24 protein-coding genes, 1 tRNA gene and 1 other RNA gene are annotated in these 24,738 nt (G+C 69.3%); 22 read left to right on the top strand and 4 right to left on the bottom strand.

The genetic code is table 11. The annotated features are described in order from the left end of the window. The first annotated feature begins 68 nt into the window (after window positions 1–68). The 4 genes from ABDC25_RS14485 (at window position 69) to ABDC25_RS14470 (ending at window position 4,072) form a co-directional block, all read left to right on the top strand. Window positions 69–1,223 (top strand): cystathionine gamma-synthase, encoded by a 1,155-nt coding sequence (locus tag ABDC25_RS14485; RefSeq protein ID WP_347123349.1) that lies wholly within the window; start codon window positions 69–71, stop codon window positions 1,221–1,223. A 158-nt stretch (window positions 1,224–1,381) separates the two neighbouring features. Next, window positions 1,382–2,782, top strand: a complete 1,401-nt coding sequence (locus ABDC25_RS14480) for a multidrug effflux MFS transporter (protein WP_029258738.1) — start codon at window positions 1,382–1,384, stop codon at window positions 2,780–2,782. A gap of 31 nt (window positions 2,783–2,813) precedes the next feature. Beyond that, entirely contained in the window at window positions 2,814–3,443 is a 630-nt protein-coding gene (locus tag ABDC25_RS14475) for a phosphatase PAP2 family protein (RefSeq protein ID WP_029258737.1), read from the top strand. 26 nt (window positions 3,444–3,469) lie between these two features. Further along, the gene (locus ABDC25_RS14470; protein ID WP_029258736.1) at window positions 3,470–4,072 is read left to right on the top strand and encodes a GNAT family N-acetyltransferase; all 603 of its coding nucleotides are present in this window, start codon (window positions 3,470–3,472) and stop codon (window positions 4,070–4,072) included. A gap of 172 nt (window positions 4,073–4,244) precedes the next feature. Here the strand turns inward: ABDC25_RS14470 and ABDC25_RS14465 are convergent. Next, window positions 4,245–4,332, bottom strand: a tRNA-Ser gene (locus ABDC25_RS14465). A gap of 171 nt (window positions 4,333–4,503) precedes the next feature. On the opposite strand from ABDC25_RS14465, the gene mpaB (ABDC25_RS14460) reads away from it, so the two are divergent. The 13 genes from mpaB (ABDC25_RS14460) (at window position 4,504) to ABDC25_RS14400 (ending at window position 15,212) form a co-directional block, all read left to right on the top strand. Continuing rightward, a complete protein-coding gene (mpaB, locus tag ABDC25_RS14460; protein WP_347123346.1) occupies window positions 4,504–5,580 on the top strand; it encodes a daptide biosynthesis RiPP recognition protein in 1,077 nt (358 codons plus the stop codon). A 17-nt stretch (window positions 5,581–5,597) separates the two neighbouring features. Beyond that, complete coding sequence (gene mpaB, locus ABDC25_RS14455) at window positions 5,598–6,629, top strand: daptide biosynthesis RiPP recognition protein (RefSeq protein ID WP_347123344.1); 1,032 nt, start codon at window positions 5,598–5,600, stop codon at window positions 6,627–6,629. Next, window positions 6,626–7,879, top strand: coding sequence for a daptide-type RiPP biosynthesis aminotransferase (mpaD, locus tag ABDC25_RS14450; RefSeq protein ID WP_347123342.1), 1,254 nt, complete (start codon window positions 6,626–6,628; stop codon window positions 7,877–7,879). Before mpaB (ABDC25_RS14455) ends, mpaD begins: the two co-directional genes overlap by 4 nt. Next, the gene (gene mpaC / locus ABDC25_RS14445) at window positions 7,876–9,063 is read left to right on the top strand and encodes a daptide-type RiPP biosynthesis dehydogenase (protein ID WP_347123340.1); all 1,188 of its coding nucleotides are present in this window, start codon (window positions 7,876–7,878) and stop codon (window positions 9,061–9,063) included. Before mpaD ends, mpaC begins: the two co-directional genes overlap by 4 nt. Continuing rightward, window positions 9,064–9,198 carry an MpaA1 family daptide-type RiPP gene (gene mpaA1 / locus ABDC25_RS14440; RefSeq protein ID WP_021199159.1) on the top strand — a complete coding sequence of 45 codons (135 nt, stop codon included), beginning with the start codon at window positions 9,064–9,066 and terminating at the stop codon, window positions 9,196–9,198. A gap of 37 nt (window positions 9,199–9,235) precedes the next feature. After that, window positions 9,236–9,361, top strand: a complete 126-nt coding sequence (gene mpaA2 / locus ABDC25_RS14435; protein ID WP_268741823.1) for an MpaA2 family daptide-type RiPP — start codon at window positions 9,236–9,238, stop codon at window positions 9,359–9,361. Window positions 9,362–9,401: 40 nt separating this feature from the next. Continuing rightward, window positions 9,402–9,515: an MpaA3 family daptide-type RiPP gene (gene mpaA3 / locus ABDC25_RS14430; protein ID WP_021199157.1), complete on the top strand. Its 114-nt coding sequence runs from the start codon at window positions 9,402–9,404 to the stop codon at window positions 9,513–9,515. A gap of 66 nt (window positions 9,516–9,581) precedes the next feature. Then, window positions 9,582–10,409, top strand: a complete 828-nt coding sequence (gene mpaM / locus ABDC25_RS14425) for a daptide-type RiPP biosynthesis methyltransferase (protein ID WP_347123337.1) — start codon at window positions 9,582–9,584, stop codon at window positions 10,407–10,409. Further along, window positions 10,396–12,132, top strand: a complete 1,737-nt coding sequence (gene mpaP, locus ABDC25_RS14420) for a daptide biosynthesis intramembrane metalloprotease (protein ID WP_347123335.1) — start codon at window positions 10,396–10,398, stop codon at window positions 12,130–12,132. Before mpaM ends, mpaP begins: the two co-directional genes overlap by 14 nt. Then, window positions 12,113–12,829 (top strand): ATP-binding cassette domain-containing protein, encoded by a 717-nt coding sequence (locus ABDC25_RS14415; RefSeq protein WP_347123333.1) that lies wholly within the window; start codon window positions 12,113–12,115, stop codon window positions 12,827–12,829. The genes mpaP and ABDC25_RS14415 overlap by 20 nt, the downstream gene beginning before the upstream one ends. Further along, entirely contained in the window at window positions 12,826–13,554 is a 729-nt protein-coding gene (locus ABDC25_RS14410; protein WP_021199153.1) for a hypothetical protein, read from the top strand. The genes ABDC25_RS14415 and ABDC25_RS14410 overlap by 4 nt, the downstream gene beginning before the upstream one ends. Beyond that, window positions 13,551–14,312 carry a hypothetical protein gene (locus ABDC25_RS14405; protein ID WP_347123328.1) on the top strand — a complete coding sequence of 254 codons (762 nt, stop codon included), beginning with the start codon at window positions 13,551–13,553 and terminating at the stop codon, window positions 14,310–14,312. Before ABDC25_RS14410 ends, ABDC25_RS14405 begins: the two co-directional genes overlap by 4 nt. Before the next feature lie 9 nt (window positions 14,313–14,321). Then, window positions 14,322–15,212 (top strand): rhodanese-related sulfurtransferase, encoded by an 891-nt coding sequence (locus ABDC25_RS14400; protein WP_021199151.1) that lies wholly within the window; start codon window positions 14,322–14,324, stop codon window positions 15,210–15,212. A gap of 4 nt (window positions 15,213–15,216) precedes the next feature. Here the strand turns inward: ABDC25_RS14400 and ABDC25_RS14395 are convergent, their stop codons facing one another. The 3 genes from ABDC25_RS14395 to ABDC25_RS14385 are packed head-to-tail and all read right to left on the bottom strand — an operon-like array spanning window position 15,217 to window position 19,662. Next, the gene (locus tag ABDC25_RS14395; RefSeq protein ID WP_347123326.1) at window positions 15,217–17,484 is read right to left on the bottom strand and encodes a DUF3488 and transglutaminase-like domain-containing protein; all 2,268 of its coding nucleotides are present in this window, start codon (window positions 17,482–17,484) and stop codon (window positions 15,217–15,219) included. Next, window positions 17,471–18,661 (bottom strand): DUF58 domain-containing protein, encoded by a 1,191-nt coding sequence (locus ABDC25_RS14390; protein ID WP_021199149.1) that lies wholly within the window; start codon window positions 18,659–18,661, stop codon window positions 17,471–17,473. The genes ABDC25_RS14395 and ABDC25_RS14390 overlap by 14 nt, the downstream gene beginning before the upstream one ends. A gap of 11 nt (window positions 18,662–18,672) precedes the next feature. Continuing rightward, a complete protein-coding gene (locus ABDC25_RS14385; protein ID WP_347123324.1) occupies window positions 18,673–19,662 on the bottom strand; it encodes a MoxR family ATPase in 990 nt (329 codons plus the stop codon). Window positions 19,663–19,805: 143 nt separating this feature from the next. Here ABDC25_RS14385 and ffs point away from each other — a divergent pair. The 5 genes from ffs to ABDC25_RS14360 all read left to right on the top strand — a co-directional run bounded on the left by ffs (window position 19,806) and on the right by ABDC25_RS14360 (window position 24,728). Continuing rightward, window positions 19,806–19,902: signal recognition particle sRNA small type (gene ffs, locus ABDC25_RS14380), an RNA gene on the top strand. An 83-nt stretch (window positions 19,903–19,985) separates the two neighbouring features. After that, window positions 19,986–20,594 (top strand): rhomboid family intramembrane serine protease, encoded by a 609-nt coding sequence (locus tag ABDC25_RS14375; protein WP_347123322.1) that lies wholly within the window; start codon window positions 19,986–19,988, stop codon window positions 20,592–20,594. Next, a complete protein-coding gene (locus ABDC25_RS14370) occupies window positions 20,591–21,313 on the top strand; it encodes a hypothetical protein (protein ID WP_021199146.1) in 723 nt (240 codons plus the stop codon). The genes ABDC25_RS14375 and ABDC25_RS14370 overlap by 4 nt, the downstream gene beginning before the upstream one ends. Window positions 21,314–21,378: 65 nt before the next feature. Beyond that, window positions 21,379–23,511 carry a phosphate acetyltransferase gene (pta, locus tag ABDC25_RS14365; RefSeq protein ID WP_297555949.1) on the top strand — a complete coding sequence of 711 codons (2,133 nt, stop codon included), beginning with the start codon at window positions 21,379–21,381 and terminating at the stop codon, window positions 23,509–23,511. After that, window positions 23,508–24,728: an acetate kinase gene (locus tag ABDC25_RS14360; protein ID WP_347123320.1), complete on the top strand. Its 1,221-nt coding sequence runs from the start codon at window positions 23,508–23,510 to the stop codon at window positions 24,726–24,728. The genes pta and ABDC25_RS14360 overlap by 4 nt, the downstream gene beginning before the upstream one ends. Window positions 24,729–24,738: the final 10 nt, after the last annotated feature.

Raw genomic sequence — 24,738 nt, 5'->3', positions numbered from 1 at the left:
GGGAGGTCGGCCGACCCGGGGCGTAACCGGGAGGCCCTCCCCGCAGGGGCGGACGTAGGCTGAGAGGCATGTCCGATCACGCCTTCGCCACCCGAGCCATCCACGCAGGACAAGCGCCCGACCCCGTCACGGGAGCGATCATCCCGCCGATCTACCAGTCCTCGACGCATGTGCAGGACAGCGTCGGCGGCCTGCGTGCGGGCTACGAGTACAACCGTGCGGGCAACCCCACGCGGTCCTCGCTCGAGACCCAGCTCGCGGCCCTCGAAGGGGGCGCGAGCGCGCTCTCGTTCGCGTCGGGACTCGCCGCGGAGGATGCGCTGCTGCGTGGCATCCTCAAGCCCGGCGACCACATCCTGCTCGGCAACGACGTGTACGGCGGCACCTACCGGCTGCTCACCCGGGTCCTCGCACCGTGGGGGATCGAGACCACGACGGTCGAGCTCTCCGACGTGGATGCGCTCCGCGCGGTGATCCGTCCCGAGACGAAGATCGTGTGGCTGGAGACGCCCAGCAATCCGCTCCTGAAGATCGTCGACATCGCTCTGATCGCCGAGATCGCGCACGCGGCCGGCCTGATCGTGGTCGTGGACAACACCTTCGCCTCGCCGGCGCTGCAGCAGCCGCTCGCGCTCGGCGCCGACCTGGTGGTGCACTCCACGACCAAGTACCTGGGCGGGCACTCGGATGTGCTCGGCGGCGCGGTCGTGTTCGGCGATGATCGGTTCTTCGATCAGGTCAAGTTCCAGCAGTTCGCGGTCGGAGCGGTCTCCGCCCCGCTGGACGCCTGGCTGACGACCCGCGGCATCAAGACCCTGGCGCTGCGGATGCGGCAGCACTCCGAGAACGCGCAGGCCATCGCCGAGTGGGCGCAGGATCGGCCGGAGTTCGCGCAGGTCTACTTCCCGGGACTGGCCTCGCATCCCGGCCACGAGATCGCCGCGAAGCAGATGAGCGGTTTCGGCGGGATGCTGTCGCTCGGTCTCGCCGCCGGCGCCGACGCGGCACGGGCCTTCGTCGAGAGCACCTCGGTGTTCCAGCTCGCCGAGTCGCTCGGTGGCGTCGAGTCGCTCATCGGATACCCGCCGGACATGACGCACGCCTCCGTGCGCGGCACCGAGCTCGCGGTCCCGGAGAACATCGTGCGCCTCTCCGTCGGGATCGAAGACGCGGGCGACCTGATCGCCGACCTCGAGCAGGGACTCGACCGCATCTCGCGCTGACGTCGCACCGGGCCGTGAGAGACGCACCTTCGCATCCGCGGGGGTGCGTCTCTGCTCTGCGCGTGGGCGGGCGGACGAGGCCGTGGCGGCGGTATCATGGGGGCTTCCCCGGTCGAATCGATTCGACCCTTGCACCCCCTGAACTCTGGAAGGACGTCGTGTCCGACGCTCCCCGCACTGATTCCCTCCCCGTCGTGAAGGCGGGGGATTCCGCCGCCGACGAATCGCGGATCCCGCAGCCCGAGCGCACCGCGACGGGGAGCATCCGCATCCCCACCGCGACCGGCGCGATCCGCACCCTCGGCGCGAACCCTGCCACCGCGCCGATCATGCTGCACCCGGGCGATGCCATCTCCCTGGGCCGCCGCACGCTGTACATCATCCTGCTCGGCGCGCTCACCGCCCTCGGCCCCTTCACGATCGACCTCTACCTCCCGGCGTTCCCGGTGCTGGAGCAGGACTTCCAGACCACGGCCGCCGCGATTCAGCTGACCCTGACCGGAACCATGATCGGGTTCGCGCTCGGCCAGCTCGTGGTCGGACCGCTCAGTGACAAGGTCGGTCGTCGCGTGCCGCTGATCGCCGTCACCGCGCTGCACGTGCTCGCGAGCGTCGGGGCGGCCTTCGCACCGGACCTCGGGCTGCTCAGCGTCGCCCGCGTGCTGATGGGAGTGGGTGCCGCGGCCGGCGGCGTGGTGGCCATGGCGATCGTGCGCGACCTGTTCGGCGGGCGTCGACTGGTCGTCATGCTCTCCCGCCTCGCTCTGGTCTCGGGCGTGGCACCGGTCATCGCGCCCCTTATCGGATCGTGGCTGCTCACGCTCATGCCGTGGCGCGGGATCTTCGGCGTGCTCGCGGCCTACGGCGTGGTCATGCTGCTGTCGACGATCCTGTTCATCCCGGAGACGCTGCCCGTCGCCCGGCGCCAGGGTCACGGTGGCGCCACCATGCTGCAGCGATATCGCTCCGTGCTCTCGGACCGGGTGTTCCTCGGCGTGCTCGTCATCGGCGGGATGACCTTCTCCGGTCTGTTCTCGTACCTGTCGGCATCGCCGTTCCTGTTCCAGGTGACCCACGGGCTCGACGCGCAGCAGTACGGTCTGCTCTTCGCCGTGAACTCGCTCGGCGTGGTCGTCGGCGTGCAGACCGCCTCCCGCTTGGCCGCACGCTTCGGACCGCAGTGGGTCATGGCCTACTCGACCGCAGTGTTGCTGCTCGCCGGCGTCGCGATCATCGTCACCGACCAGCTCGGCCTCGGCCTGTGGGGCACGGTGATCCCGCTGTTCGTCTTCATGACTGCTTGTGGCTTCACATTCCCGAACGTGCAGGTGCTGGCGCTCGACCGCCACGGGAAGGCCGCGGGAACCGCGGCATCCATCATCGGCGCGACGAACTTCGGCGTCGCCGGGCTCATCTCGCCCGTCGTCGGCTGGCTCTCGCACGACGCCGGGATCACCGCGACCACCATGGCGTCCGTCATGGTCGGCTGTGCCGCGATCGGCATCCTGTCGCTGTGGTTCGTCGTGCGCCCGCGCACCGTCGGGATGCTCGCTCCCTGAGTCTTCAGGTGTCGTCCGACAGAATAGGACGATGAACAGGCGCATGCTGCTGTGGTGGGGAGTGGGCCTCCTCGCGCTCGCAACGGTCCTGGGCGCCGTGGTCGTGTTCGCCTACCCGCAGACTCCGGGATTCGACCACTGGTGGAACGAGACGATCGCCGGGGTCCGCGCGGACTGGATGGTCGACTTCGCCCTCGTTCTGAACTGGATCGGCGGCGGCTGGGTCGCGATCCTCGGGGTGCCGCTGCTGGCGATCCTGGCGCTCGTGCTCGCACGGCGCTGGCGTGGCGCGCTGTTCGCGGCACTCTGCTTCGCCGCCAGTGCCGCCGGCGTGCAACTGCTCAAGCAGCTCTTCGGGCGGGCGCGGCCCGACGACATGCTCGTGGTGAGCGACTACGGCTCGTTCCCCTCCGGGCACACGGCGAACGCCGCGACGATCGCCCTCGTGCTCTGGGTGCTGTTCCCGCGCGTCTGGGTCGCGATCGTCGGCGCGGCGTGGGTGCTCGCGATGGCGCTCTCGCGCACCTTCCTCTCGGTGCACTGGGCCAGCGACACCCTCGGCGGCGCCCTGGTCGGCGCCGGCGTGGTGCTGGTGCTCGCCGCCTGGTTGCTCCCGTGGGTGCAGCAGAAGAAGTCGGCGGTCGAGGCGCCGATAGGCTGAGAAGACCCGTCCCCAGAGGAGTCGTCGTGTCTCGCATCCGTCCGTACCGCCCCACCGATCGTGCCGCACTGTATGAGATCTGCGTGAAGACGGCCGACGCCGGGGCGGATGCGACCGGCGTCCTCTCCGACGACTCGCTGTGGGGCGACCTCTTCGCCGTCCCCTATGCCGAGCGTCATCCCGACCTCGCCTGGGTGGTCGAGAGCGATGACGAGCGCACGATCGGCTACATCGTCGCGACCGACGACACCGATGCCTTCTACACCTGGTTCCGCGAGGAGTGGTGGCCGACGCTCGAGGGTCGCCACCCCCGGCCGGCGGAGGTGGTCACGCGGGAGGATCGGATGATCGACTACGGCTACAGCCGCGCCGCCGGCATCGAGCCGAACGTCGCGGATCACCCGGCCCATCTGCACATCGACCTGCTTCCCGAGACCCAGGGTCAGGGGCTCGGTCGCCAGCTCATCGAAACGCTGTTCGCCGAGCTGACCCGACGCGGAGTGCGCGGGCTGCACCTGGGCATCGATCCGAACAACACCGGAGCCGCCGCCTTCTACGAACGGCTCGGGATGACGCGTCTCCCGGCCGAGCCCGGCGGACAGATCTACGGCGTGCGCTTCGACGACTGAACGCCGAACGATCGCGTGGGCGAAGTGAAAGAGCCCCCGCTGACGCGGAGGCTCTTTCACTTTTGGCGGTGACGGCGGGACTCCGGTGCTCGCTGCGCTCGCTCCTCCCCGAATCCCCGGTGCTCGATAAAAAGTGAAAGAGCCCCCGCTGGCGCGGAGGCTCTTTCACTTTTGGCGGTGACGGCGGGATTCGAACCCGCGGTTGCTTGCACAACACACGCTTTCCAAGCGTGCTCCTTCGGCCGCTCGGACACGTCACCAGGGAACAACCTGTCCATCCTATCCGATGCGAGGACGACGACGTGACAGGCCTCTGGGGTCCGCGACCTGAACGTCCACCGATGTGAAATATTGCACGTCACACGTCACCTGTATAGCCTCATATGAGGACGTATCGCATTCGCTGGGGGTGCGGCGTCCAGAGGGGGAGCATGGACGCGAGCTCGATCACGACGGCGAGAGACCGCCACCGCACCACGACGGCTTTCGAACAGTGCGTCAGCGGAAGACGGAACCTCGTCACGGGCGCCGTGTTCTTCGTCGAGGCGGGTGACCACGTCGGTGCGGTGCTGAGCCAGACCCGCCTCGACGACATCGTGTTCGCTCCCGCGGGCGGTGTCGTCATGAGCAGCGGCTCCCGGGTGATCCCCTACGACGGTGCTCTGCGCGAGCCCGGCGATCGGATCATGTTCGACGGCGGGCAGACGTTCGAACTCCGCGAGTACGTGGCGGCTCCCTTCCTTCCGATCGTCGGGCCCACTCTCTTCCGGCAGTGCAACGCCGCGGGCGTGGCCGCGTTCCTGAGTGATGCCGATACGGCGAAGGACTCCGGGATCTTCATCGATCCGCTGCTGAGCAGCACGGTTCTGCTCGACTCCCTGCCGTCATTCCTCGGCTCCGGCCGCGAGGGAGAGGCCCTGCCCCGCGTGCACGTCACGGCGGAAGGCGAGTACAGGGACGGGCCAGACGGGCTCCTGCTCGGCGAGGTGGGCGACGGGCGGGCAGACATCGAGGCCCGCGCAGGAGAAGGCGCCGGCCGAGGGCGGGCGTTCGCGCGCGTCGTCGACCGCGGGATGCTGGAGGCCGATCTCGACGACCGGCCGTGGTTCGCACGGTACATCGGCGCGATCGACCTGCTGCGTCGATGGGAGGGAGTTCCGAATCGCCCCGCCATCTCCGGCTTCGGCGGACACCTCGTGCGGGCTCTCGACGAACTCGCCGCGCTTCCGGGAGTCGTCTCACCACGCGTCCCGTACCTGCTGACGGGCGACGGCGAGGAGTGGATGCTGATCGATCCCGTGAGCCGGCGCGGGATCCGGCTCGGCATCGACAGCGCACGCGCGGCGGAATGCCTGATCGCGACGGCGGACGAGTCCGCGGCGGTCGGATTGCTGGCGGCCGAGCTCGGCAGGGGGACGAGCAGCGTCGCCTCCCTGGTGCAGGAGGTCCGATGCCGATTGGCGGTGGTCGGCCTCGATCCCGCCGCGGGCGGGCAGGCGGGACTGTGATGCACGACGGTGAGCGGATGGAAACAGGGGAAGTCAGCGGAGCGCGGGCACTCCGCGCATGGATCACCGGGCAGGGGGAGGAACACTCGCGAGTGTTCCTCCTCGAGAGCGGGGCTCCGGCAGCCGATGTCGCGAAGGTGGCGCGCGGCGACGACGTGGTCCTCCTGCCGGTGGAGAGTGGGATGTACGACGGTCTCGGCAGCGTGGTGCGCTACCGAGGCGCACTGCGAGAAGCGGGTGACGAGCTGTTCCTCGGCGAACACGGCGTCGAACTCCAGGACTATGTCGCTGCTGCGTTCGTCCAGATCGTCGGTCCCACCGTGGTGCGCTTCTTCGACGCATCCAGCGGGCAGGCCTTCCTCGAGGATGCCGAGCTCGCTCGCCGAACCGGGGTCTTCCCCTCGGCGTTGATCGACCCACGGGTGCTGCTCGCGGACCGCGACGCCCTGGACTGCCCGAGGGAGAGGAAGACTCCGAAGGCGCTGCGGGTGGGTGCGGACGGCAGCGTCGGCATCGGCGTGCAGGGGCGGATCATCGGCACCGTCGACGACCTGCCGTCCGTTCTCGCCATCCCGCTGCCCCGGGCCGCGGCACTGGGAGAGGTCGCGGCGGGCGATGGGTTCGCCGCCGACCTCGCGAGCCGGGAGTGGATCGGACGCTACCTCAAGGCGACGGACCTCATGAAGATGCTCCGCGCAGAGAACGGCGCCGCCCGGGTCTCGGGATTCGGCTGGTTCCCGATCGACGACGACCTCTCGGATGCCGAACCGTTGACTGCGGATCCGTTTCTGCTCGAGACCGCCGCCGGTTTCATGCTCGCAGACACCGGGACCCTGCGCCGCCAGCTGCTCACGCCATCGACGGCCCGGGTCATCGCGGTGATACAGACGTCGAGCACGATCGAGATCGCCACCGAGCGCGTGGCCCGGCTGCGGGGCACATCGTCACCGGACGCGCGTGACCTGTGCCTGCAAGCCCGCACCGCTCTCAACGTCCACACGGGCCGGCGTACCGGATCCGCTGACGGGACGAACGGGGCCGAAGGATGACATCGCCGCACGCGCTGTGGACCTCGATGCTCCCCGCGGACTCGACCTTCGCACCGGAGCGCGTCGCCGTCGGCGCTGCCGGGAACCGGATCGAGTTCGCTGACGGATCCACACGTCTCTGCGCGACGAGCGGTCTCTGGAACGTCCCTCTCGGGTTCGGCAACCCGACGGTCGTCGAGGCCGTCAACAGGGCGAATCACGATGCCTCCTATCTCTCGCTGTTCCGCGCGCCCCATGAGTACGCGCAGCGCGCGGCCGAAGCGCTGATCGAGCTCGCGGACCCCGTCCGCTACCGCCGCGTCATCTTCTCGACCTCGGGAGGGGCGGCGAACGACGCGGCGATGAAGCTGGGCAGGCAGTACTGGGCGCAGAAGGGGCTCGCGTCCCGCTCGTTGATCGTGGGCCTGAAAGGCAGCTATCACGGCACGGCATACGGCAGTCACGCCCTGAGTGGGGACGACCTCCTCCAATCCGTCTACGCCGTCGACCGCCGGTCGGTGCGGCATGTATCCCACAGCGACGACGGCGAGGAGCTCGAACGGCTGCTGCAGCGGGAGGGGGCGCGCGTGGCATCGGTCGTCGTCGAACCCGTGCTGGGCAGCGGTGCCTACGCGCTGTCTGAGGCGTTCGTCCAGCGTCTGCTCGCACTGCGCGAGGAGTACGGCTTCCTGATCGTCGCCGATGAGGTCGCGACGGGCTTCGGCCGCACCGGGACGATGTTCGCCACCGACAGGTGGGCTGCGGCACCGGACATCCTCATCCTCTCGAAGGCGCTGACCAACGGGGCGATGGGTGCGGCGGCGCTCCTGGTGGGGGAACGGGTCGCCTCGGAGTTCGTGCGGGGCGGGTGGACGTTCGTACATGGCGAGACCCAGGCGGGGACGCCGGCTTGTGCGGCGGCGATCCTCGCCGTGATCGAGGAACTGCGCCGCATCGATGTGGAGTCGACCGCTCAGGCACTGGGCATCGACCTGCTTCGCCTCGCGGCCGAGTGGGAGGCGGACGGTGTGGTCGCGGAGATCAACGGACGCGGGTGCTTCATGGGACTCGGGCTCCGCCACGCGGACGAGAGCCCGCTCTCTGGGCCCGACATCCTTCGCGTCGTCTCCGCGATCGCGGACAACGGCGTCCTGGTGCAACCGGGCCCCAGCTCCATCGAGTTGATCCCGGCCTACGGATTCACTGCGGAGGAGCTTCTCGCCGTGGACGTGGCCATACGTGCAGGCCTGGCCCGAGGAGTGCCGGGATGACCGCGGAGTTCGGTCGACTTCCCACCCTGTGGCAGGGGGAAGGGGCCACCGGCCGGTTGACGAAGCACCTCACGGCCGGCCGAGAGAGCCTCCTGATCGTGGATTCGGCGGTTACGGTTGTCCTCCCGTCCGGGCGCCGGACCACGACGATCCAGATCGATGCGTCGTCGGTCGACGTCGCTGCAGTCGTCGAACTGGCCCGACAGATCGTGCGTCGATCGCCGAGCGTCATCGTCGCGGTCGGCGGCGGAACCGTTCTCGACGCCAGCAAGATCGCCGCGCTCGCTCTCGCTCGGGGGCGGGTGTTCGACTTCGCCATCGGGCATGCGTCGAGGTCGGCGCTGACTCTCCTTCCCCACGCATTGCCACCCGTCGACATCATCGCCGTGCCGACGACGCTCGGCACCTCGTCGGAGACCAACAGCGTCGGAGTGCTCAAGAACGACAGCGGATACCGGCTCATCGTCGGTCTTGCCCTGAGGCCTCGCCACGCGATCATCGATCCGGGCAATCTGGCTTCGCTGACGCACGCCGCCGTCCGGGAGGGAGCATTGGAAGCCTTCCTCCGGGTAGCGGGCGCCTCGACGAGCTCGCGGAGGAGCGCGCGGCAGAACCGAGACGCCGTCGCGCTCGGGAGAGCCGTCCTCGATTCCGCCACCCGTGACCCGGACTCGCGCGGGGGAAGGATGCGTCTCGCTCGACTCAGCGCGGCGACCCAGCGCAGCGCGGCGCTGCGGGGGCCGGACCCCTACAGCGCGCGCCACTGGTATGCGGCGAACGAGATCGCCTTCGTGCTGGGGGTCCGCAAGATCGTCGCCACGGCGGCGGTCATCGGCGCGGTCTGGCGGCGGATCTGCGCAGGAGACATGCGCTGGGGAGACCGGCAGAGTCTCCAGGACTTCTGGGTGAACGTCGTGGGCGGGATGGCATTACCGCTGGACCCGCCGACGGGCATCGAGGCCCTGATCGAACGGTGGGGAATCGAGCGCGCTCCGACACCGAGCCCCGATGACATCGACCGCATCTCCGTCGCCACAGAGAGGGCGTGGGGAAGACGCCACCCGATGCTGCCGGGCCTCCTCGCAGACGACTTCCGTGTCGTGCTCCACGATTCCCGGTGGAGTTCTGAGCTGGTCGGCCCTGATCGCCGACCTCCGATGTCTGTTGCGAAGGAGGTGAATTAGATGGGCGAGAAAGTCGAGAGCAGTATCCGGTTCCAGGAGCTGGAAACGATGGAGGCCCCCAGTTGGGAGAGCTTCTATCAGGGCGCGATAGGGGCGTTGGTCCTCATCGGGATCGGCGCAGCCGCGGCGACCTGATCCCTGGCACGCGCAGCGACACGGAAGGGAGGTGAAGATGCACACCACAACGCCGACGCTCGAGTTCACGGAACTCGAGGCCATGGAAGCCCTGAACGACACCGACGACTACATCCGAGGATTCGCCGTGGGAGTCATCATCGGAATTCTCGCCCTGACATAGGGCGGCGACCGACAGCTCGAGAAGGAGGTGCAGATTGCAGATGACGTCTCTGGAGTTCACGGAACTCGAACAGATCGACGCACCGTTGGAATGGTGGGAGCACGCCAGCTACATCATTGCCATCATCGGCGGCGCGGCAGCGATCGCAACCTAATCCCCGGGGTGCGGGTGGAGCATGCCCGTCCGCACCCCACCGCTCCCGTTGAGAGGCGATGTGTGAATGTCCGGTTTGATCACCGAAGCAGTATCGGCGCGGCTCGAGACCGCGGGCGCGGTTCCCCGGGAGCTGGATCTGTACTCCGGGGAGGGCACCGACTTCTATGAGCGATTGGTCGGTACCGACCGTGCAGAGATTCGAGAGGTGCTGGCGCTCGCGAGGAAGACCGACGACCCCATCCTCGACATCGCCGCGGGCGGCGGGAGGTTGACGGTTCCGCTGGTGAGAACGGGAAGAGAGGTCACCGCGATCGATCTCTCCGACGACATGCTCTCCCACCTGCGTCGAGCGCTTCCTGCGCGATCGACGGTGGAGTGCGTCGTGGCGGACATGCGCGACTTCTCCCTGGGGCGGCGATACGGTCTCGTGATCATCGGTGCCACATCCATCACGTTGCTCGATCGTGTGGGCCGCTCGCTCCTGTACGGAAGTGTGCGTCGTCACCTCGCCACCGGAGGCGTGTTCGCCTTCACCGTCGCGGGAGGCGCGGCGGCGCAGAGCCTGGCGGTGTCGAGAACGCAGGAGATCGGCGTCCCCGGTCCGCAGGGCGAAGAGACCTACCTCTTCGCGCAGCAGATGGAAGACGGCGGAGCGGCGCGAGTGGTCAACTGGGTGCGCGTCGCCGACATCGCGGCCGGCCTCGAAGCGACGGTGCTCACGAGCCGCCTACAGGTGCTCGGCCATGACGTCCTCGCCGGGGAGCTCGTCGACGCGGGCTTCGCGGCACCTGCCGTGTCGCCCGTCCGCACCGACCACGGGGTGGAGATCCTCCTGCTCACGACGTCGTGGGCGGGATCCTCGGGAACGGTGGACGACGATGCCACCGGCTGACTCCCCGCGTCGACGCGGCTCCCGCGCGAGGGTTCGGCTCTCTGCCGATGCATGCCCGAGCCTCGCCTCCGGTGTCGCTTTCGAGGAAGGGGCCGACGACAGGGCATGGATAGCGACGATCCACGGAGTGCCGTCGTCGAGGGTGTCCCGGTCGGTCGCCGACCTGCTCTCGGCGATGAACGGCGAGACCGCGCTCCGCGACCTGCACCTGCGCTTCGCCGCATCCGAATCGCTGGAGGACTTCCTCGACCTCGCCGAGCGCTTCCGCGCCAGTGGACTCCTGAGAGGCGACGCGATCCTCCCGCCCGGGCGGCTGACCTACCGCCCGCCATTCACCCTGCAGATCGCGACGCTCCGTGCTCCCGCCCTCTTCCGGCGCGTGGACCATGTGATCGTCCGGCTGCCGGCTCGGGTGGTCCTGGCATCGGTGGTGGTGCTGCTCGGCGGAGGGCTCGTGGCCGCCATCGTTCAGGCGCGGGACCTGCTGAGCGTCCTGACCACGCCGATGCCCTTGACCGGCCTGCTGATCCTGATCGCGGTGCTCTCGCTCGCGACGCTGCTCCATGAGGCCGCCCATGGACTCACCCTCGCCCGCTTCGGCGGGAGCCCCCGTCGTGCCGGCTTCATGCTCTTCTACCTCACCCCCGCGTTCTTCGTGGACGTGACCGACGGCTGGCGCCTCCCGAAGAGATCGCAACGCGTGGCGATCGCGTTGGCCGGCCCCGCAGTGCATGCGGTCATCGCCGCCGTCGCGCTCATCGCCGCTCTCGCGCTTCCGCAGCCGGAGACCGACAGGGCGATGCTGCTGCTCGCTCTCTCCTGCATCGCCGTCGTCATCGTCAACCTGATCCCGTTCGTGCGGTTCGACGGGTACATCGCACTCATGAGCGCGCTCGACGAGCCGAACCTCCGGGGACGCGCCATCCGCGACGCCTCGAACTTCCTCACCCGATTCCTGTTCGGCGGTCGGCGGATCGGCAGAGCCCTGGACACCGCGTGGAGCGTTCCGTTCGGCCTCGCCAGTCTTGCCGCCCCGGTCGTGATGGTCGTGTTCGCCGTCGCACGCACCGCTCAAGCGCTCGCCGGAGGAGGACCGGTCCTCGGCCTGCTGGTGGTCGCGTTGGAAGCCGTCGTCGTCCTCGTCGGTGTGGCTCTGCTGGCGAAAGCCCTGCGGCGAGTCCTCCGCTCGGGTGTCTCCCGGCTCCGGTTCGTGTGCGTCGGGGCGGTGGTGGTCGCGAGCATCGTGACCGCCGGAGCCCTCATCCGCGTACCCGTCACCGACACGCTCGGCTTCTCCGTAGACGGGGGCCGGGTGATGCTCCTTCGCGCAGGAGCAGGAGCAGGAGCAGGCGCAGGCGCAGGCGCCGACACCGAGGCGGAGGTGCCGGCGGGCGCCCCGGTCGTGTTGATGAGCAGTGGCATCGTCGCGAACGTGCCGGTGGGAGAGGGCACAGCCAGGCCGCTGCCTCCGACGCCGACGACGGTGCCACTCGACGCGCTGTTTCCCGTGACGGCGGATGGGGTGGCGATCCCTGCGGTGGTCGTCGCCGAGGTGCTCGTCGCCGGGAAGAGCGACGGCCTGCCCCCGACGGGGCAGGCGCGGGTCGAGCTCGGTGAGACGGACCTGTGGCAGGCGCTCTGGGCGAGAGGCGTGATGCTGCCGCTGACAGCGCTTCAGGGTGAGAGAGAAGAAGAGGAAGAGAATGAGCGACCACGCGATTGAAGTCCGAGGACTCACGAAGAGGTACGGGCGCCGAACGGCCGTCGAGGAACTGTCGTTCGACGTGCCGCGGGGGACGGTCGTCGGACTCCTCGGCCCGAACGGGGCGGGAAAGTCGACGACGCTGCGGGCACTGGTGGGGTTGATCACTCCGACCGGTGGCGACAGCGTCATCGACGGTGCGCCGTTCTCCGCGCTCGACAACCCTGCATCGCACGTGGGCGTTCATATGGACGGGTTCGGCTTCGAGCTGGGCATCACAGCGAGAAGGCACCTGGAGATCTCCCGCCTCGCGGCCGGCGCACCCCGGGGCCGTGTCGACGAGGTGCTCCAGGAGGTGGGGCTCGCAGCGGATGCCGACCGTCGCGTGAAGACGTTCTCGACGGGGATGGCACAGAGGCTCGGGTTGGCGACCGCTCTTGTGGGTTCACCCCGGACGCTCATCCTGGACGAGCCGGCGAACGGGCTCGACCCCGACGGCATCCGGTGGCTTCGCCGGTTCCTGCGGAGCTTCGCCGAACGCGGCGGCACCGTGCTGGTCGCCAGCCATCAGCTGGCGGAACTCGAGCAATTCGTGGACGAGGTCGTCGTGATCAAGCGCCGTGCACTCTTCGCGGGGCGGTTGCACGACCTCGTCACGGACGACGGCGACTCCCTCGAGAGCCAGTACTTCGATCTCGTGGGAAAAGCGGCAGCATGAGGAACGCGATCCGCAGCGAAGCGCTGCGTGCACTGAGCGGACTCTCCGTCCTGCCGGTCTATCTCGTGGCCCTGCTCATGCCGGTATTCGTGCTCGTCTCCGACGGTTCCCGCTTCGAGTTCGCCGGTGTCGATCCCGGCACGGCCACCGCGCGCCTGCTGGAGCCGCTCGCGTGGTCGGTCGTCTCCGCGGCGTTCGTCGGTGCGTACTCCGTCACGCGGGAGTACTACTACGGCTCGATGGACAGAACGCTCACCGGGGTCGGCTTCCGTCGCGCCTTCGGGGGAAAGCTCGTCGCGGCGGTGTTGGCCGCCGTCGCGCTGTCGGTGTGCATCTTCGTCCTCTGGACAGGGGGCATCTCCGTGATCCTGATCCGGAACGGACTGGCGCTCGCTCTCACACCGGAGTCGTGGCAGCTGTATGCCGGCGCGCTGGCCGGCACGGTCCTCGGTGCACTGATCGGAGTGTCTGTCGGCTGGATCACCCGCAACTACTACCTGACGGCAGGTATCGTCCTCATCTTTCCGATGGTCGTGGAGCTCGCACTCGTGCGCACGGCGCCGGAGGTGGCGAAGTTCTCGCCCGGATTGGCACTCGCCGCGCTGGGTGTTCCCGGCTACCAGGGGCGACTGCTCGAGTTCGCGCCCGCACTCGGTGTCGGGCTCGTCTGGGCCGCAGCTCTCGTCGTGATCGCCTGGTTCAGGGGACGTCGGGGAGCCGCGTGATCGGCCGGGCGCTTCGCGCGCAGGCGCGCAGCTTCGCCGGTGACGTGGTCCTCCTCGGGATGCTGGCAGCGGCGCTGCTGATGTCGCTCGCCGTGGCGACGAGTATTCCGCCCGACCTCGCGGAGGCCCCGGCGGGCGTCCGATCCGCGTTCGCCGAGTCCTTCACCGTCGTGCTCGCGACGTACGGAGCGGTCCTCGCGGCGGTCTACGGCTCCTTCCGATACACGATCGACCGCCGGGACGGTGTCATCGCGCAACGTCTGATGATGCTGCCCCGGTGGACGATCTTCGTCGCCAGGATGCCGACGGCCGCTCTGGGAGGGGCGATCGTGGCGCTCACCGTCGTCGTCGTCGGGCAGATCGCGCTGAACGTGTCCCGGGGCGGTGCGACCCTCGATGGAGCGACCCTCGATGGAGCGACTGTGGCATCGACTCTCGCCCTCGGGGCGGTCGCCGGGCTCTGGGGGATGGGGCTGGGAGTCGTCGTACAGGTTCATCTCGTCGCTCTCTTCGTGGTGTCGATGTCGATGAGCGGGGCGCTGCTCCTCACGATGTTCTGGAGCTCCGGCGCCGGCTATCTCCCGCCCCTCGTGATGCTCCGAGCCCTCGGATTCGACGTGTCAGCCATGGGCATCCCGCCGAACGATCTTCTCGAGAGCTCCCTGGCGCTCTGGGCGACCGCAGGCTGGGTGCTCGCCGCGCTCCTCGCCGGGGGAGCGGCTTTCATGAAGCGTGATGTCGGCGCGGAGACGACGTAGGATCCCTAGGTGGCAACACCCAAGATCGTCCTCTTCTACGCCTTCACTCCTCTCGCCGACCCCGATGCCATCCGCGTCTGGCAGCGAGACCTCGGTGAGGCGCTCGGACTGCGCGGACGTCTGCTCATCTCGAAGGACGGCATCAACGGCACCCTCGGCGGCGACATCGGCGCGCTGAAGAAATGGCTGCGCTCGTTCCGCTCGTACCGTCCGTTCGCCGACGCCGACATCAAATGGAGCGAGGGGACCGGTGTGGACGCCGAGGGACGCAGCCTCGACTTCCCCAAACTCAGCGTCAAGGTGCGCGACGAGATCGTGTCGTTCGGCGCGCCGGGTGAGCTCCGCGTCGACGAGAACGGCGTCGTCGGCGGCGGCACGCGTCTGACGCCCGAAGAACTGCACGGTCTGATCGACGAACGCGGCGACGATGTGGTGTTCTTCGACGGTCGGAACGCGCTCGAAGCGCAGATCGGACGCTTCCGTGGCGCGGTCGTCCCCGACACCGAGACGACCAGGGATTTCGTCGAGCTTCTCGATTCGGGCGTCTACGACGACCTCAAGGGCAAGCCCGTGGTCACGTACTGCACCGGCGGCATCCGCTGCGAGGTGCTGTCGAGTCTGATGACCGCCCGCGGGTTCGGTGAGGTCTACCAGCTCGAGGGCGGCATCGTCCGATACGGCGAGAAGTACGGCGACGACGGCCTGTGGGACGGATCGCTCTACGTCTTCGACGGCCGGGGCTCCGTGGACTTCTCCGACCATGCCGCGGTCATCGGAGAATGCGTCGGATGCGGGGCAGCGACCAAGCGCACCGCGAACTGCCCCGATCTCTCGTGCCGATCGCAGTTCGTGGTGTGCGAGGAGTGCGGCGCTGTGCCCTGCACCTCTCACGCTGCCTGACGGGTCAGATCGTCACACCGGGCTCGGCGGCTCTCGGGGCGTACAGGGAACGCGGGATCAGCACGGCCCGCACCCTGGTGGCCCGATCGGCGCTCTGCCGCAGGCTCGTGAGAACGTCGCCCAACGGCTCGGCGAGATCGTCGGATGCATCGACGGAGCGGGCGTAGTTCGCACGTTCGACCGCATCCGTCAGACGTCCCATCGCCTCGACGCCGACATCGTGCTCGCGCACCAGTCCTGCCGCGCGCGTGCGTGGCGTGTCGGCGTCGGACACCGGGATCTGCAGGTCGATCAGGGTGTCTCGGAGTTCCGCCCATGCCGCAGCGGAATCTCCTCGACGTGCCCTGTTCAGCCGCGCTCGGCGTTCCACGAGCCGGATCAGTGCGGGAAGCAGGAGCAGCACGACGATGCCGACGGCTGTGAAGACCACCGGCGTCGGGTCGAGGCGGCGCAGATCGTCGCCGCTGGCCGCGTCGCCGCCGGCATCGTTGCGGTCGATCTCGGGACCCGAGGTCTGCTCGGCCTGCGGTGCCGTGGTCGGGGCCGGGGCGGACGGGCTTCCGGAACCTCCGCCCTGCGTCGCTCCGGGGCGGAAGGCGGTGGGCACACCCAGCGACGCGGTGGGCTCGAACGGAACCCATCCGATACCGGGGAACAGCACCTCCGGCCAGGAGTGCAGCCGGTCGCTGGTCACGGAGAACACCGACTCGCTGCCGCGCTTCTCGTCGGTCAGCGAACCGGGAAGGTATCCGACGACGATGCGCACCTGCATGCCCAGGCTCTCCGCCATCAACGCGAACGCCCCCGCGAAATGGACGCAGTATCCCGACCGCGCCTCGAGGAACTCCGCGACGGCTTCCGCCCCGGTGCCGTCGAAGCCTTCCTCCACCGGGGTCTCCAGCGAGTAGGCGAACTGCGAGCGGAACCAGTTCTGCAGCGCGATGAGCCGGTCGTAGTCGGTGCTCGCCGCCGCTGTCACGTCGTCCGCGAGCTCACCGATGATCCCGGGGAGCTCGACCGGTTCGGCATCGGGATCGACGACGGGGGCGGCGGCATCGATCGCGCGGATCTGCTCGAGGGTGGGGATCAATCTCGACGACGTGACCGTGTAGTCGTTCCCGACGGCGTCCGCGCCACGGGAGTACAGCGTGCGATTCTCGGGGGCGATCCTCCAGGCATTGCTGAGTCCCTGCACGGCGGTGGCGGGATAGGGCACAGGGAGCCAGGAACTCGACATCCGCAGCACGCGGATGGAGGTGTTCTGTTCTTCCGTCGCGATGTCCTCGCCCCATTCCGGGGGACCGAATCCGTCGTTCTGCGCCTGCAGGTCGCCGTCGTCCGGCTGCCAGACGCGGCCGTCGAAGCGCGAGAGCGTGGTCAGACGCAGGTACGGTGCAGTGTCGCCTTTCGCGGCAACGGTGAGGACTTCGACCGGATTGGGCTGGCGCAGGTCGTCTCCGAGACGCAGCGAGGCGTCGACCGTGACGCCGACCCCGTTGCCGGCGAGGCTCGCGGTGACGGGCAGCATCGGCGCGATGGCCACTGTCGTCGCCAGCGCGGCGGCTCCGAGCGCGACGGCCAACGACGTCGACGAGCGGCGCGGGGATTCCGGATGCCAGCGTGCGGTGTAGCGGAGGAGGAGCAGGGCGACCACGCCGAAGAGCAGGAACCAGGCCACGTTCGTGTCGCCGAGCGTGACGATCATCGGCACGGCGCCGATGACGCCGGTCAAGAGGACGGCCAGCACGGCCGAACGATGCGCGACGAGATGGTCGAGGAGGATCGCGACGACCGCGAAGCCGATGCCCATCACCGCAGCGAGGCCGGGGGAGGGATCCAACGGCGCGGATCCGAACACCACGGCCTCGACGGCGGAGGCCCCGAGCACGCCGAACAGCGTCAGCGTCGCCGATGTCGGGACGATCCCGAAGATGGCGGTGTCGCCGGCCACGAGCAGCGTCACGACGGCGATGGCGACCACGATCTGCACGGCGAAGGTGACGATGTCCTGCGCCCACGCCGCTCGTCGCCGCAGCAGGTGTCGCGTCAGCATCCCGGTGCCCGCCACGGCGACGATCACGGCGATCACGGTGAAGGACCACGCCCCGGGGCCGATCACCGAGGTGAACGGCCACATCGCCGTGAGCGCCGCCATCGCCGCGAGTGCGCCGGGGCCGACGATGCCGGCCGGCTCCTCGTGGTCGCGGTGCCAGAAGGCCGGCCTGCGCGTGGCGACGGTCGGCGCCGGCGGGGCCTGCTCAGCGCGGAACATCGCCGACCCCGATCCGGGCCGAGACGGCGTCTTCCCACGCCGCGGGGATGTCGTCCCCGAGTGGGGCCACCGTCCATCCATGGCGGACGGAGGCCTCGGTGGCGCCGGGGAGCAGCTCTGTGCTGAACAGCATCGGTGCAGCGGCACCTGCTGAACGCAGCAGGGCCGCATCCTCCTCGTCGAGGCGGCCCGTGATGTAGACGAGCGGACCGGGCGGGGTGCCGCCGACGAGCGCCATCAGGTCACGGCTCTCTCCGCGCGGGGTGACCGTCGCGAGCGCAGCGAGCAGACCGTCGCGATCGTCTTCATGCCCGCGAAGCGCGCCGAGCAGCGTTCCTGCGCTGTCGAGAACGTCGACGCTGTACCCCTCCGATGCGAGGTGCACGGCCGCGGAGGCGCACAGGGAGACCGCTGCTTCGAAGGCGGGATCCTCGTCGGTGCCCGGTGCGTCCCAGCGGCGCCCGCTGCGGTCGAGCACGACCACTGCGTCGGGGCTGGACTCCTCCTCTTCCTGACGCACCATCAACTGACCGCGATGCGCGGTCGCCCGCCAGTGGATACGGCGCATCGAGTCGCCCGGGATGTATCCGCGGGGCGAGAGGTTGTCGCTTCCCTGCCCGAGCCGGGTGGAGGAGGTGTGCGCGGTGCCGCCGGCGGCACCGACACGCACGGCCAGCGGGGCGAGCGCGAACACCTCGGGAACGACCGTCACGCTCCTCGTCTCGCCGAATGCCTGCTCGCGCTGCGCCAGACCGAACGGGTCGACTGTGCGCAGCATCAGCGGCCCGAGGGGCCAGACGCCGCGTCGAACACCGGTGATGAGGTACGTCAGCTGGCCGGTCTCGGGGGGATACTCACCGCCGGAGTCTCCGGAGACCGCGTCGGGGAGCACATCGTGCCAGAGCCCCCGCGGCACCCGGATCGCTCGCAGCGAGAACCGCACCGTCACTCGTGACGTCTCGGACACGGTCAGCAGATCGGTCGAGATCTGGCGGGTGACCGTTCCGGATCGTCGTGGCAATCGCACCGCGATGAGGGAGAAGAGCGTGACGGCCGCGAGCAGCACGCCGATGTAGAGCAGGACGCGCGTGCCGAGGAGGTTCGCGGCGATCATGCAGCCGAGCGCGGCGACGAGCGCTCCGGCACCGCGGCCGGTGAGGGATCGACGTCTTCGCATGATGAGGTCTGTCAGGAACGCGTCGCGACGGGGACACGCACCCGCTCGACGATCTGGGTGAGGGCGGCCTCGACCGGCTGCGCGCCGGCGCGATGTGCGCCCCTGGCCGGGAGCAGGCGGTGCGCCAGCACAGGGATGAGCAGCGCGGTGATGTCGTCGGGGATCACGTAATCGCGTCCGTCGAGAGCAGCCCACACCTTCGCGGCCCTGACCAGCTGCAGGGTGGCCCGAGGGCTCGCACCGAGATGCAGGTTCGGGTCGGAGCGGGTGGCTTGGGCGAGCGCGACAGCGTACTCCTCGAGCGCGGGGGCCACGTGCACCGAGCGCGCCCAGGCGATGAGGTGGGCGATGGACGCCGCGTCGGCGACGGGCGACACGGCCGCGAGGGGGCTGACGACATCACGCTGGCGCAGCATGAGAGCCTCGGCGGCGGCATCCGGATACCCCATCGAGATCCGCATCATGAACCGATCGCGCTGCGCTTCGGGCAGGGCGTAGGTCCCTTCCATCTCCAGCGGGTTCTGGGTCGCGACGACCAGGAACGGCTGGGGCAGCAGGTGCGTGGAGCCGTCGACGGTGACCTGCCCCTCCTCCATCGCCTCCAGCAGAGCGGACTGCGTCTTGGGGGAGGAGCGGTTGATCTCGTCGGCGATCACGATGTGCGCGAACACCGCGCCGCGCTTGAATTCGAATTCGCGATCCACGGGGTTGTAGACGGACACCCCCGTGACGTCGCCGGGCAGCAGATCGGGCGTGAACTGGATGCGGCGCACCGTCGCATCCACGCTCGCGGCGAGGGCCCTGGCGAGCATGGTCTTGCCGACCCCTGGAACGTCTTCGATCAGCAGGTGCCCCTCGGCGAGGAGGCATACGAGAGCGCTGCGCACCGCGTCCGGCTTGCCGTCGATGACCTGGCCGATCGAGCCGAGGATCGCAGACGTCTGTGCGGCGAACCTCTCGGCATCCATCGATACCGGGGTCAGGGGGGCGTTCTCTGGCATGCGTTCCCTCTCACGTCGGCGCTGCGGTGCGCGTGACTCGATCGTAACCCTGCACGGGGTGCGCCGCTCTGGCAGGTTCCCCTGAGGATGCTCGTGGAGACGTGCGCGGTTCGGACCATCGCGCCGGTCGGGTTAGGATGGTTGACGGCTCTCCGCGTGGCGGCATCCAGGCCAATTCCCCCAGGGCGGAAACGCAGCAAGGGTAACCGGGCTCTGCTGGGTGCGCGGAGAGTCATTTTCTTTGTGCGGGCGTCTCGTTCGTGTGCGGGCTTCTCGCCCCGGGCGCACAGCCCTCTCGTGGCTGCACCTGCGACAATCGTCCGGTGACCGTCACCCCGCCGCCGCAGACGCAGCATCCGCTCGGCCGATTCGCCTCGCCGGTGCTGCTGCTCGTCGCGATGTGGGTCGTGCAGTTCGCCGACGCGATCCTCCCCGGCTCGTTCACCGGATTCGGGCTGCGGTCCTGGGACGTCTCCGGACTCGGCGGCATCGTGCTCGGGCCGCTCCTGCACGCGAACTGGCAGCATCTCATCGCGAACTCCGTCCCGTTCCTGGTGCTCGGCTGTCTCGTCGCGGTCGAGGGCACGCGACGGTTCTGGACCGTCACCGCGATCGTCGCCGTCGTCGGGGGCATCGGCACCTGGGTGTTCAACGCTTCCGGCACTCTGACGGTCGGGGCGTCCGGGCTGGTCTTCGGCTACTTCGGGTACGTCGTGATGCGGGTGTTCGCCCCCGGCCGTGTGGCGCACCGCATCCTGTACGCCGTGATCGCGATCGTCGTGATCGCGCTGTACGGCGGCTCGATGCTGGCCGGCGTCTTCGGTGTGGCCGACGGCATCTCCTGGCAGGGGCATCTGTTCGGGGCCATCGGAGGTGGCATCGCCGCCCTCGCCGGCCGCAGGCCGCGAACCGGCGGAGCCCTCGCGCCATGAACGCCGCACCGGCATCGCGGGCCGGACGCAGGCCGGCGACGAAGAAGCCGGCAACCAGAGGCACGCGCACGAAGAGCACGACGAACACCAAGAAGACCAGGAAACGCCGCGGTCCCGGCGCGCGACGGCAGGCGGCGAATCGTCTGCGCCGGCGGAAGATCCTGCAGCGCATCCTGATCTCCGGGGGCGCCGTCGTCGTCGCCGTCGGTCTGTTCGTGCTCATCCCCCTCGGGCTCGCGCGCGATCCCGCGCCGATCTGCATCGACCGCCCGCAGACGTTTCCTGCGGAGGGCATCGAGGGATGGAGTGGTGAGCAGCTCGAGAACGCGGCCACCATCATCCGCACCGCCGCGGTTCTCGGCTACGCGCGTGAGGGGCAGATCCTCGGGGTGATGACGGCGATGGGGGAGAGCAGCCTGCGCAACATCGACTACGGCGACTGGGAGACGCGCGGATTCACCAACCCCGATGGAACCCGGACGACCAGCATCGGACTCTTCCAGCAGCAGGAGTGGTGGGGAAGCGTGGAGCAGCGGATGGATCCGGCGACCGCGACGACGCTGTTCTTCGATCGCCTCGGACGGCTCCCGGACTGGCAGACGATGGAGCCCTCCCACGCGATCCACCGGGTGCAGATCAACACCGACCGCGACTACTACTCGCGGTTCCAGGCGGATGCCACGGCGGTCGTCGATGCGATGTCCGGACCGTGCGAGTGACGTCGCGGCATTTGACCCGGTGAGACGCTCGGTGCGTTCATGGATGCCGCGCCTAAGCTGAAGTCGTGGCGCAGAGCATCTACATCACCTCGGCCGAAGGCCATACCGGAAAGTCGACGATCGCCCTCGGGGCGCTCGACGCTCTGATGCGCGTCTCGCCGCGGGTGGGCGTGTTCCGTCCGATCGCCCGCTCGGTCACCGCGCGCGACGAGATCCTCGAACTGATGCTCGCGCACGACGGGGTGAACCTCGACTACGAGGACTGCATCGGCGTCACCTACGACGATGTGAGGGCCGACCCGGAGGGCGCCCTGTCGACCATCGTCGCGCGGTTCAAGGCGGTCGAGGCCCAGTGCGATGCCGTCGTCGTCATCGGCAGCGACTACACCGATGTGGCCAGCCCTGCGGAGCTCGGTTTCAACGCCAGGATCGCCGCCAACCTCGGAGCCCCGGTGCTCCTCGTTCTCAGCGGTCGCGACCAGCAGCGCCAGGCCGAGCAGTTGGGGACCACCACGGCGCGGTCGGCCGCCGCGATCGCGCAGATCGCGGCGCTCGCCCTGTCCGAGTTGACGGAGGAGCGGGCGGAGCTGTTCGCCGTCGCGGTCAACCGCGCCGACCCGGAGGCGCTCGACGCCATCATCGAGGCGGTGCATGCCGCGCTCCCCGCGGAGAGCACGCCGGTATGGGCGATCCCCGAGGACCGTGCTCTCGTCGCGCCGTCGATCCGTGGCATCCTCGCGGCCGTCGACGGCACGCTGCTCAAGGGCGACGACGATCGTCTCACGAGGGAGGCGCTGACGATCGTCGTCGCGGGCATGTCGATGGTGAACGTGCTGCCCCGACTGACCGAGGAGGCGGTCGTGGTGATCCCCGCCGACCGCACCGAGGTACTGCTGGCTGCGCTGCTCGCCGATTCGTCCGGCACCTTCCCCCGCATCGCCGGCATCATCCTGAACGGGCCGTTCCCACTGCCGGAGCCGATCGTGCGACTGCTCGACGGCTTCGCCTCGTCGGTGCCGATCATCACGACGGATCTCGGCACCTATGACACGGCGGTGCGCGTGATGAGCACCCGCGGACGCATCTCCGCCGATTCGCGCAGCCGCTATGACCGTGCGCTCGGCCTCTTCCAGGCGCATGTCGACATCGCCGAGCTCACCGAGCAGCTCGGCCTCGCCGAGGCTCACGTGGTGACTCCGCTGATGTTCCAGTACGGACTCATCGAACGCGCACGCGGGGACCGCCGCCGCATCGTGCTGCCGGAGGGGGACGACGATCGCATCCTGCGCGCCGCGGCCACGCTGCTCGCGAGAGAGGTCGCCGACCTGACGATCCTCGGCGACGAGGCAACCATCCGCGCCCGCGCCGTCGAACTCGGCATCGACATCACGGCGGCCCAGGTGCTCAGCCCGACCGATCCCGAGCTGGTCGAGCGTTTCGCCGCGGAGTACGCCCGGCTACGGGCCCACAAGGGCATCACGCTCGCCCAGGCGGCGGACACGGTGACCGACGTGTCGTACTTCGGCACGATGATGGTGCACCTCGGCCTCGCCGACGGCATGGTGTCGGGCGCCGCGCACACCACCGCTCACACGATCCGCCCGTCGTTCGAGATCATCAAGACCAAGCCGGGAGTGAACGTGGTCTCCAGCGTGTTCCTGATGGCGCTCGCCGACCGCGTGCTCGTCTACGGCGACTGCGCCGTGATCCCCGACCCGACCAGCGAGCAGCTCGCCGACATCGCGATCTCCTCCGCGACGACCGCCCGGCAGTTCGGCATCGATCCGCGCGTGGCGATGCTGTCGTACTCGACGGGGGAGTCCGGATCCGGTGCGGACGTCGACAAGGTGCGCGCCGCCACCGCCCTCGTGCGCGAACGGGCGCCCGAGCTCCCGGTCGAGGGGCCGATCCAGTACGACGCCGCCGCGGATGCGGCGGTGGCCAAGGCCAAGCTCCCCGGCTCCGCTGTGGCCGGACGGGCGACCGTGTTCGTCTTCCCCGACCTGAACACCGGCAACAACACCTACAAGGCCGTGCAGCGCTCAGCCGGCGCCGTCGCGATCGGCCCGGTGCTGCAGGGGCTCAACAAGCCGATCAACGACCTCTCCCGCGGTGCGCTCGTCGACGACATCGTCAACACGGTTGCGATCACGGCGATCCAGGCGCAGGGAGCCGAGCAGGCGGGAGAGGCGGCATGAGCGCCATCCTGGTCATCAACAGCGGCTCCTCCTCGTTGAAGTACAGCCTGATCGACATCGAGCAGGAGAATCTGCTCGCGAGCGGGCTGATCGAGCGCATCGGTCAGGAGATCAGCCCGGTCGCGCACACGGTGCGCCCCGCGGTCGACGGCGACGCCGTGCCGACCATGCTCGACGCCACCTACCGCAGTGAGAGGCCGATCGCCGATCACGCCGCCGCCTTCGAGGTGATGCGCGAGCAGTTCGTCACGCACGGCCCCTCTCTCGACGAGCATCGCCCCGTCGCTGTCGGGCACCGTGTGGTCCACGGCGGCGCCCGCTTCTACGCCCCCACGCTGATCGATGCCGACGTGGAGCGGCAGATCGACGAGCTCGCGGTGCTCGCACCGTTGCACAACCCCGCGAACCTCGCCGGCATCCGCGCCGCGCGCGCCGTGTTCGACGGCGTTCCGCACGTCGCGGTGTTCGACACGGCCTTCCATCAGACGCTCCCTCCCGCCGCCTACACCTACGCGATCGATGCGGCGCTCGCCGCGGAGCACCGGGTGCGCCGCTACGGCTTCCACGGCACGAGTCACCAGTACGTCAGCGAGTCCGCCGCCGCGTTCCTCGGTCGTGACCTCGGGGATCTCCGGCAGCTGGTGTTCCACCTCGGCAACGGGGCCTCGGTGACGGCGATCGACGGCGGCCGCTCGGTGGAGACCTCGATGGGGCTCACCCCTCTCGAGGGGCTCGTCATGGGCACGCGCTCGGGCGACATCGATCCGGCCGCGCTCGTGCACCTGTCGCGCCGTGCCGGGCTGTCGATCGACGACCTCGATTCTCTGTTGAACACCCGCAGCGGGCTCGCCGGTCTCGCCGGGCGCAGCGACATGCGCGACATCCTCGCGGGCGTCAAGGCGGGGGAGGACGCGGCGATGCTCGCGTTCGACGTGTACGTGCACCGGCTGCGCGCCTACGCCGGCGCCTACATCGCACAGCTGGGGGGAGTGGACGTCATCTCCTTCACCGCCGGCGTGGGCGAGAACGCCGCGCCGGTACGCGCCGGCGCGATGGCGACGCTCGGCTTCGCCGGTGTGGAGATCGACCCCGCCAGGAATGCGGCACGAGAGCGCGGCATCCGCCGGATCTCCACGGATGCCTCCCCGGTGACCGTCCTCGTCGTGCCGACCGACGAGGAGCTGCAGATCGCGCGGCAGACGGCGGAGCTGCTCTGATCGCTGCGCC

Source organism: Microbacterium sp. SY138, assembly GCF_039729145.1.
GTDB lineage: Bacteria > Actinomycetota > Actinomycetes > Actinomycetales > Microbacteriaceae > Microbacterium > Microbacterium maritypicum_A.
This window is presented reverse-complemented; position numbering and strand designations above follow the sequence as displayed.

Excerpts from the sequence above, each read along its gene's own strand:
- ABDC25_RS14485 (WP_347123349.1), top strand. The coding sequence starts at position 69 with ATGTCCGATCACGCCTTCGCCACCCGAGCCATCCACGCAGGACAAGCG.
- ABDC25_RS14475 (WP_029258737.1), top strand. The coding sequence starts at position 2,814 with ATGAACAGGCGCATGCTGCTGTGGTGGGGAGTGGGCCTCCTCGCGCTC.
- mpaB (WP_347123346.1), top strand. The coding sequence starts at position 4,504 with ATGGACGCGAGCTCGATCACGACGGCGAGAGACCGCCACCGCACCACG.
- mpaB (WP_347123344.1), top strand. The coding sequence starts at position 5,598 with ATGGAAACAGGGGAAGTCAGCGGAGCGCGGGCACTCCGCGCATGGATC.
- mpaD (WP_347123342.1), top strand. The coding sequence starts at position 6,626 with ATGACATCGCCGCACGCGCTGTGGACCTCGATGCTCCCCGCGGACTCG.
- mpaC (WP_347123340.1), top strand. The coding sequence starts at position 7,876 with ATGACCGCGGAGTTCGGTCGACTTCCCACCCTGTGGCAGGGGGAAGGG.
- mpaA1 (WP_021199159.1), top strand. The coding sequence starts at position 9,064 with ATGGGCGAGAAAGTCGAGAGCAGTATCCGGTTCCAGGAGCTGGAAACG.
- mpaA2 (WP_268741823.1), top strand. The coding sequence starts at position 9,236 with ATGCACACCACAACGCCGACGCTCGAGTTCACGGAACTCGAGGCCATG.
- mpaA3 (WP_021199157.1), top strand. The coding sequence starts at position 9,402 with ATGACGTCTCTGGAGTTCACGGAACTCGAACAGATCGACGCACCGTTG.
- mpaM (WP_347123337.1), top strand. The coding sequence starts at position 9,582 with ATGTCCGGTTTGATCACCGAAGCAGTATCGGCGCGGCTCGAGACCGCG.
- mpaP (WP_347123335.1), top strand. The coding sequence starts at position 10,396 with ATGCCACCGGCTGACTCCCCGCGTCGACGCGGCTCCCGCGCGAGGGTT.
- ABDC25_RS14415 (WP_347123333.1), top strand. The coding sequence starts at position 12,113 with ATGAGCGACCACGCGATTGAAGTCCGAGGACTCACGAAGAGGTACGGG.
- ABDC25_RS14410 (WP_021199153.1), top strand. The coding sequence starts at position 12,826 with ATGAGGAACGCGATCCGCAGCGAAGCGCTGCGTGCACTGAGCGGACTC.
- ABDC25_RS14395 (WP_347123326.1), bottom strand. The coding sequence starts at position 17,484 with ATGTTCCGCGCTGAGCAGGCCCCGCCGGCGCCGACCGTCGCCACGCGC.
- ABDC25_RS14390 (WP_021199149.1), bottom strand. The coding sequence starts at position 18,661 with ATGCGAAGACGTCGATCCCTCACCGGCCGCGGTGCCGGAGCGCTCGTC.
- ABDC25_RS14385 (WP_347123324.1), bottom strand. The coding sequence starts at position 19,662 with ATGCCAGAGAACGCCCCCCTGACCCCGGTATCGATGGATGCCGAGAGG.
- ABDC25_RS14370 (WP_021199146.1), top strand. The coding sequence starts at position 20,591 with ATGAACGCCGCACCGGCATCGCGGGCCGGACGCAGGCCGGCGACGAAG.
- ABDC25_RS14360 (WP_347123320.1), top strand. The coding sequence starts at position 23,508 with ATGAGCGCCATCCTGGTCATCAACAGCGGCTCCTCCTCGTTGAAGTAC.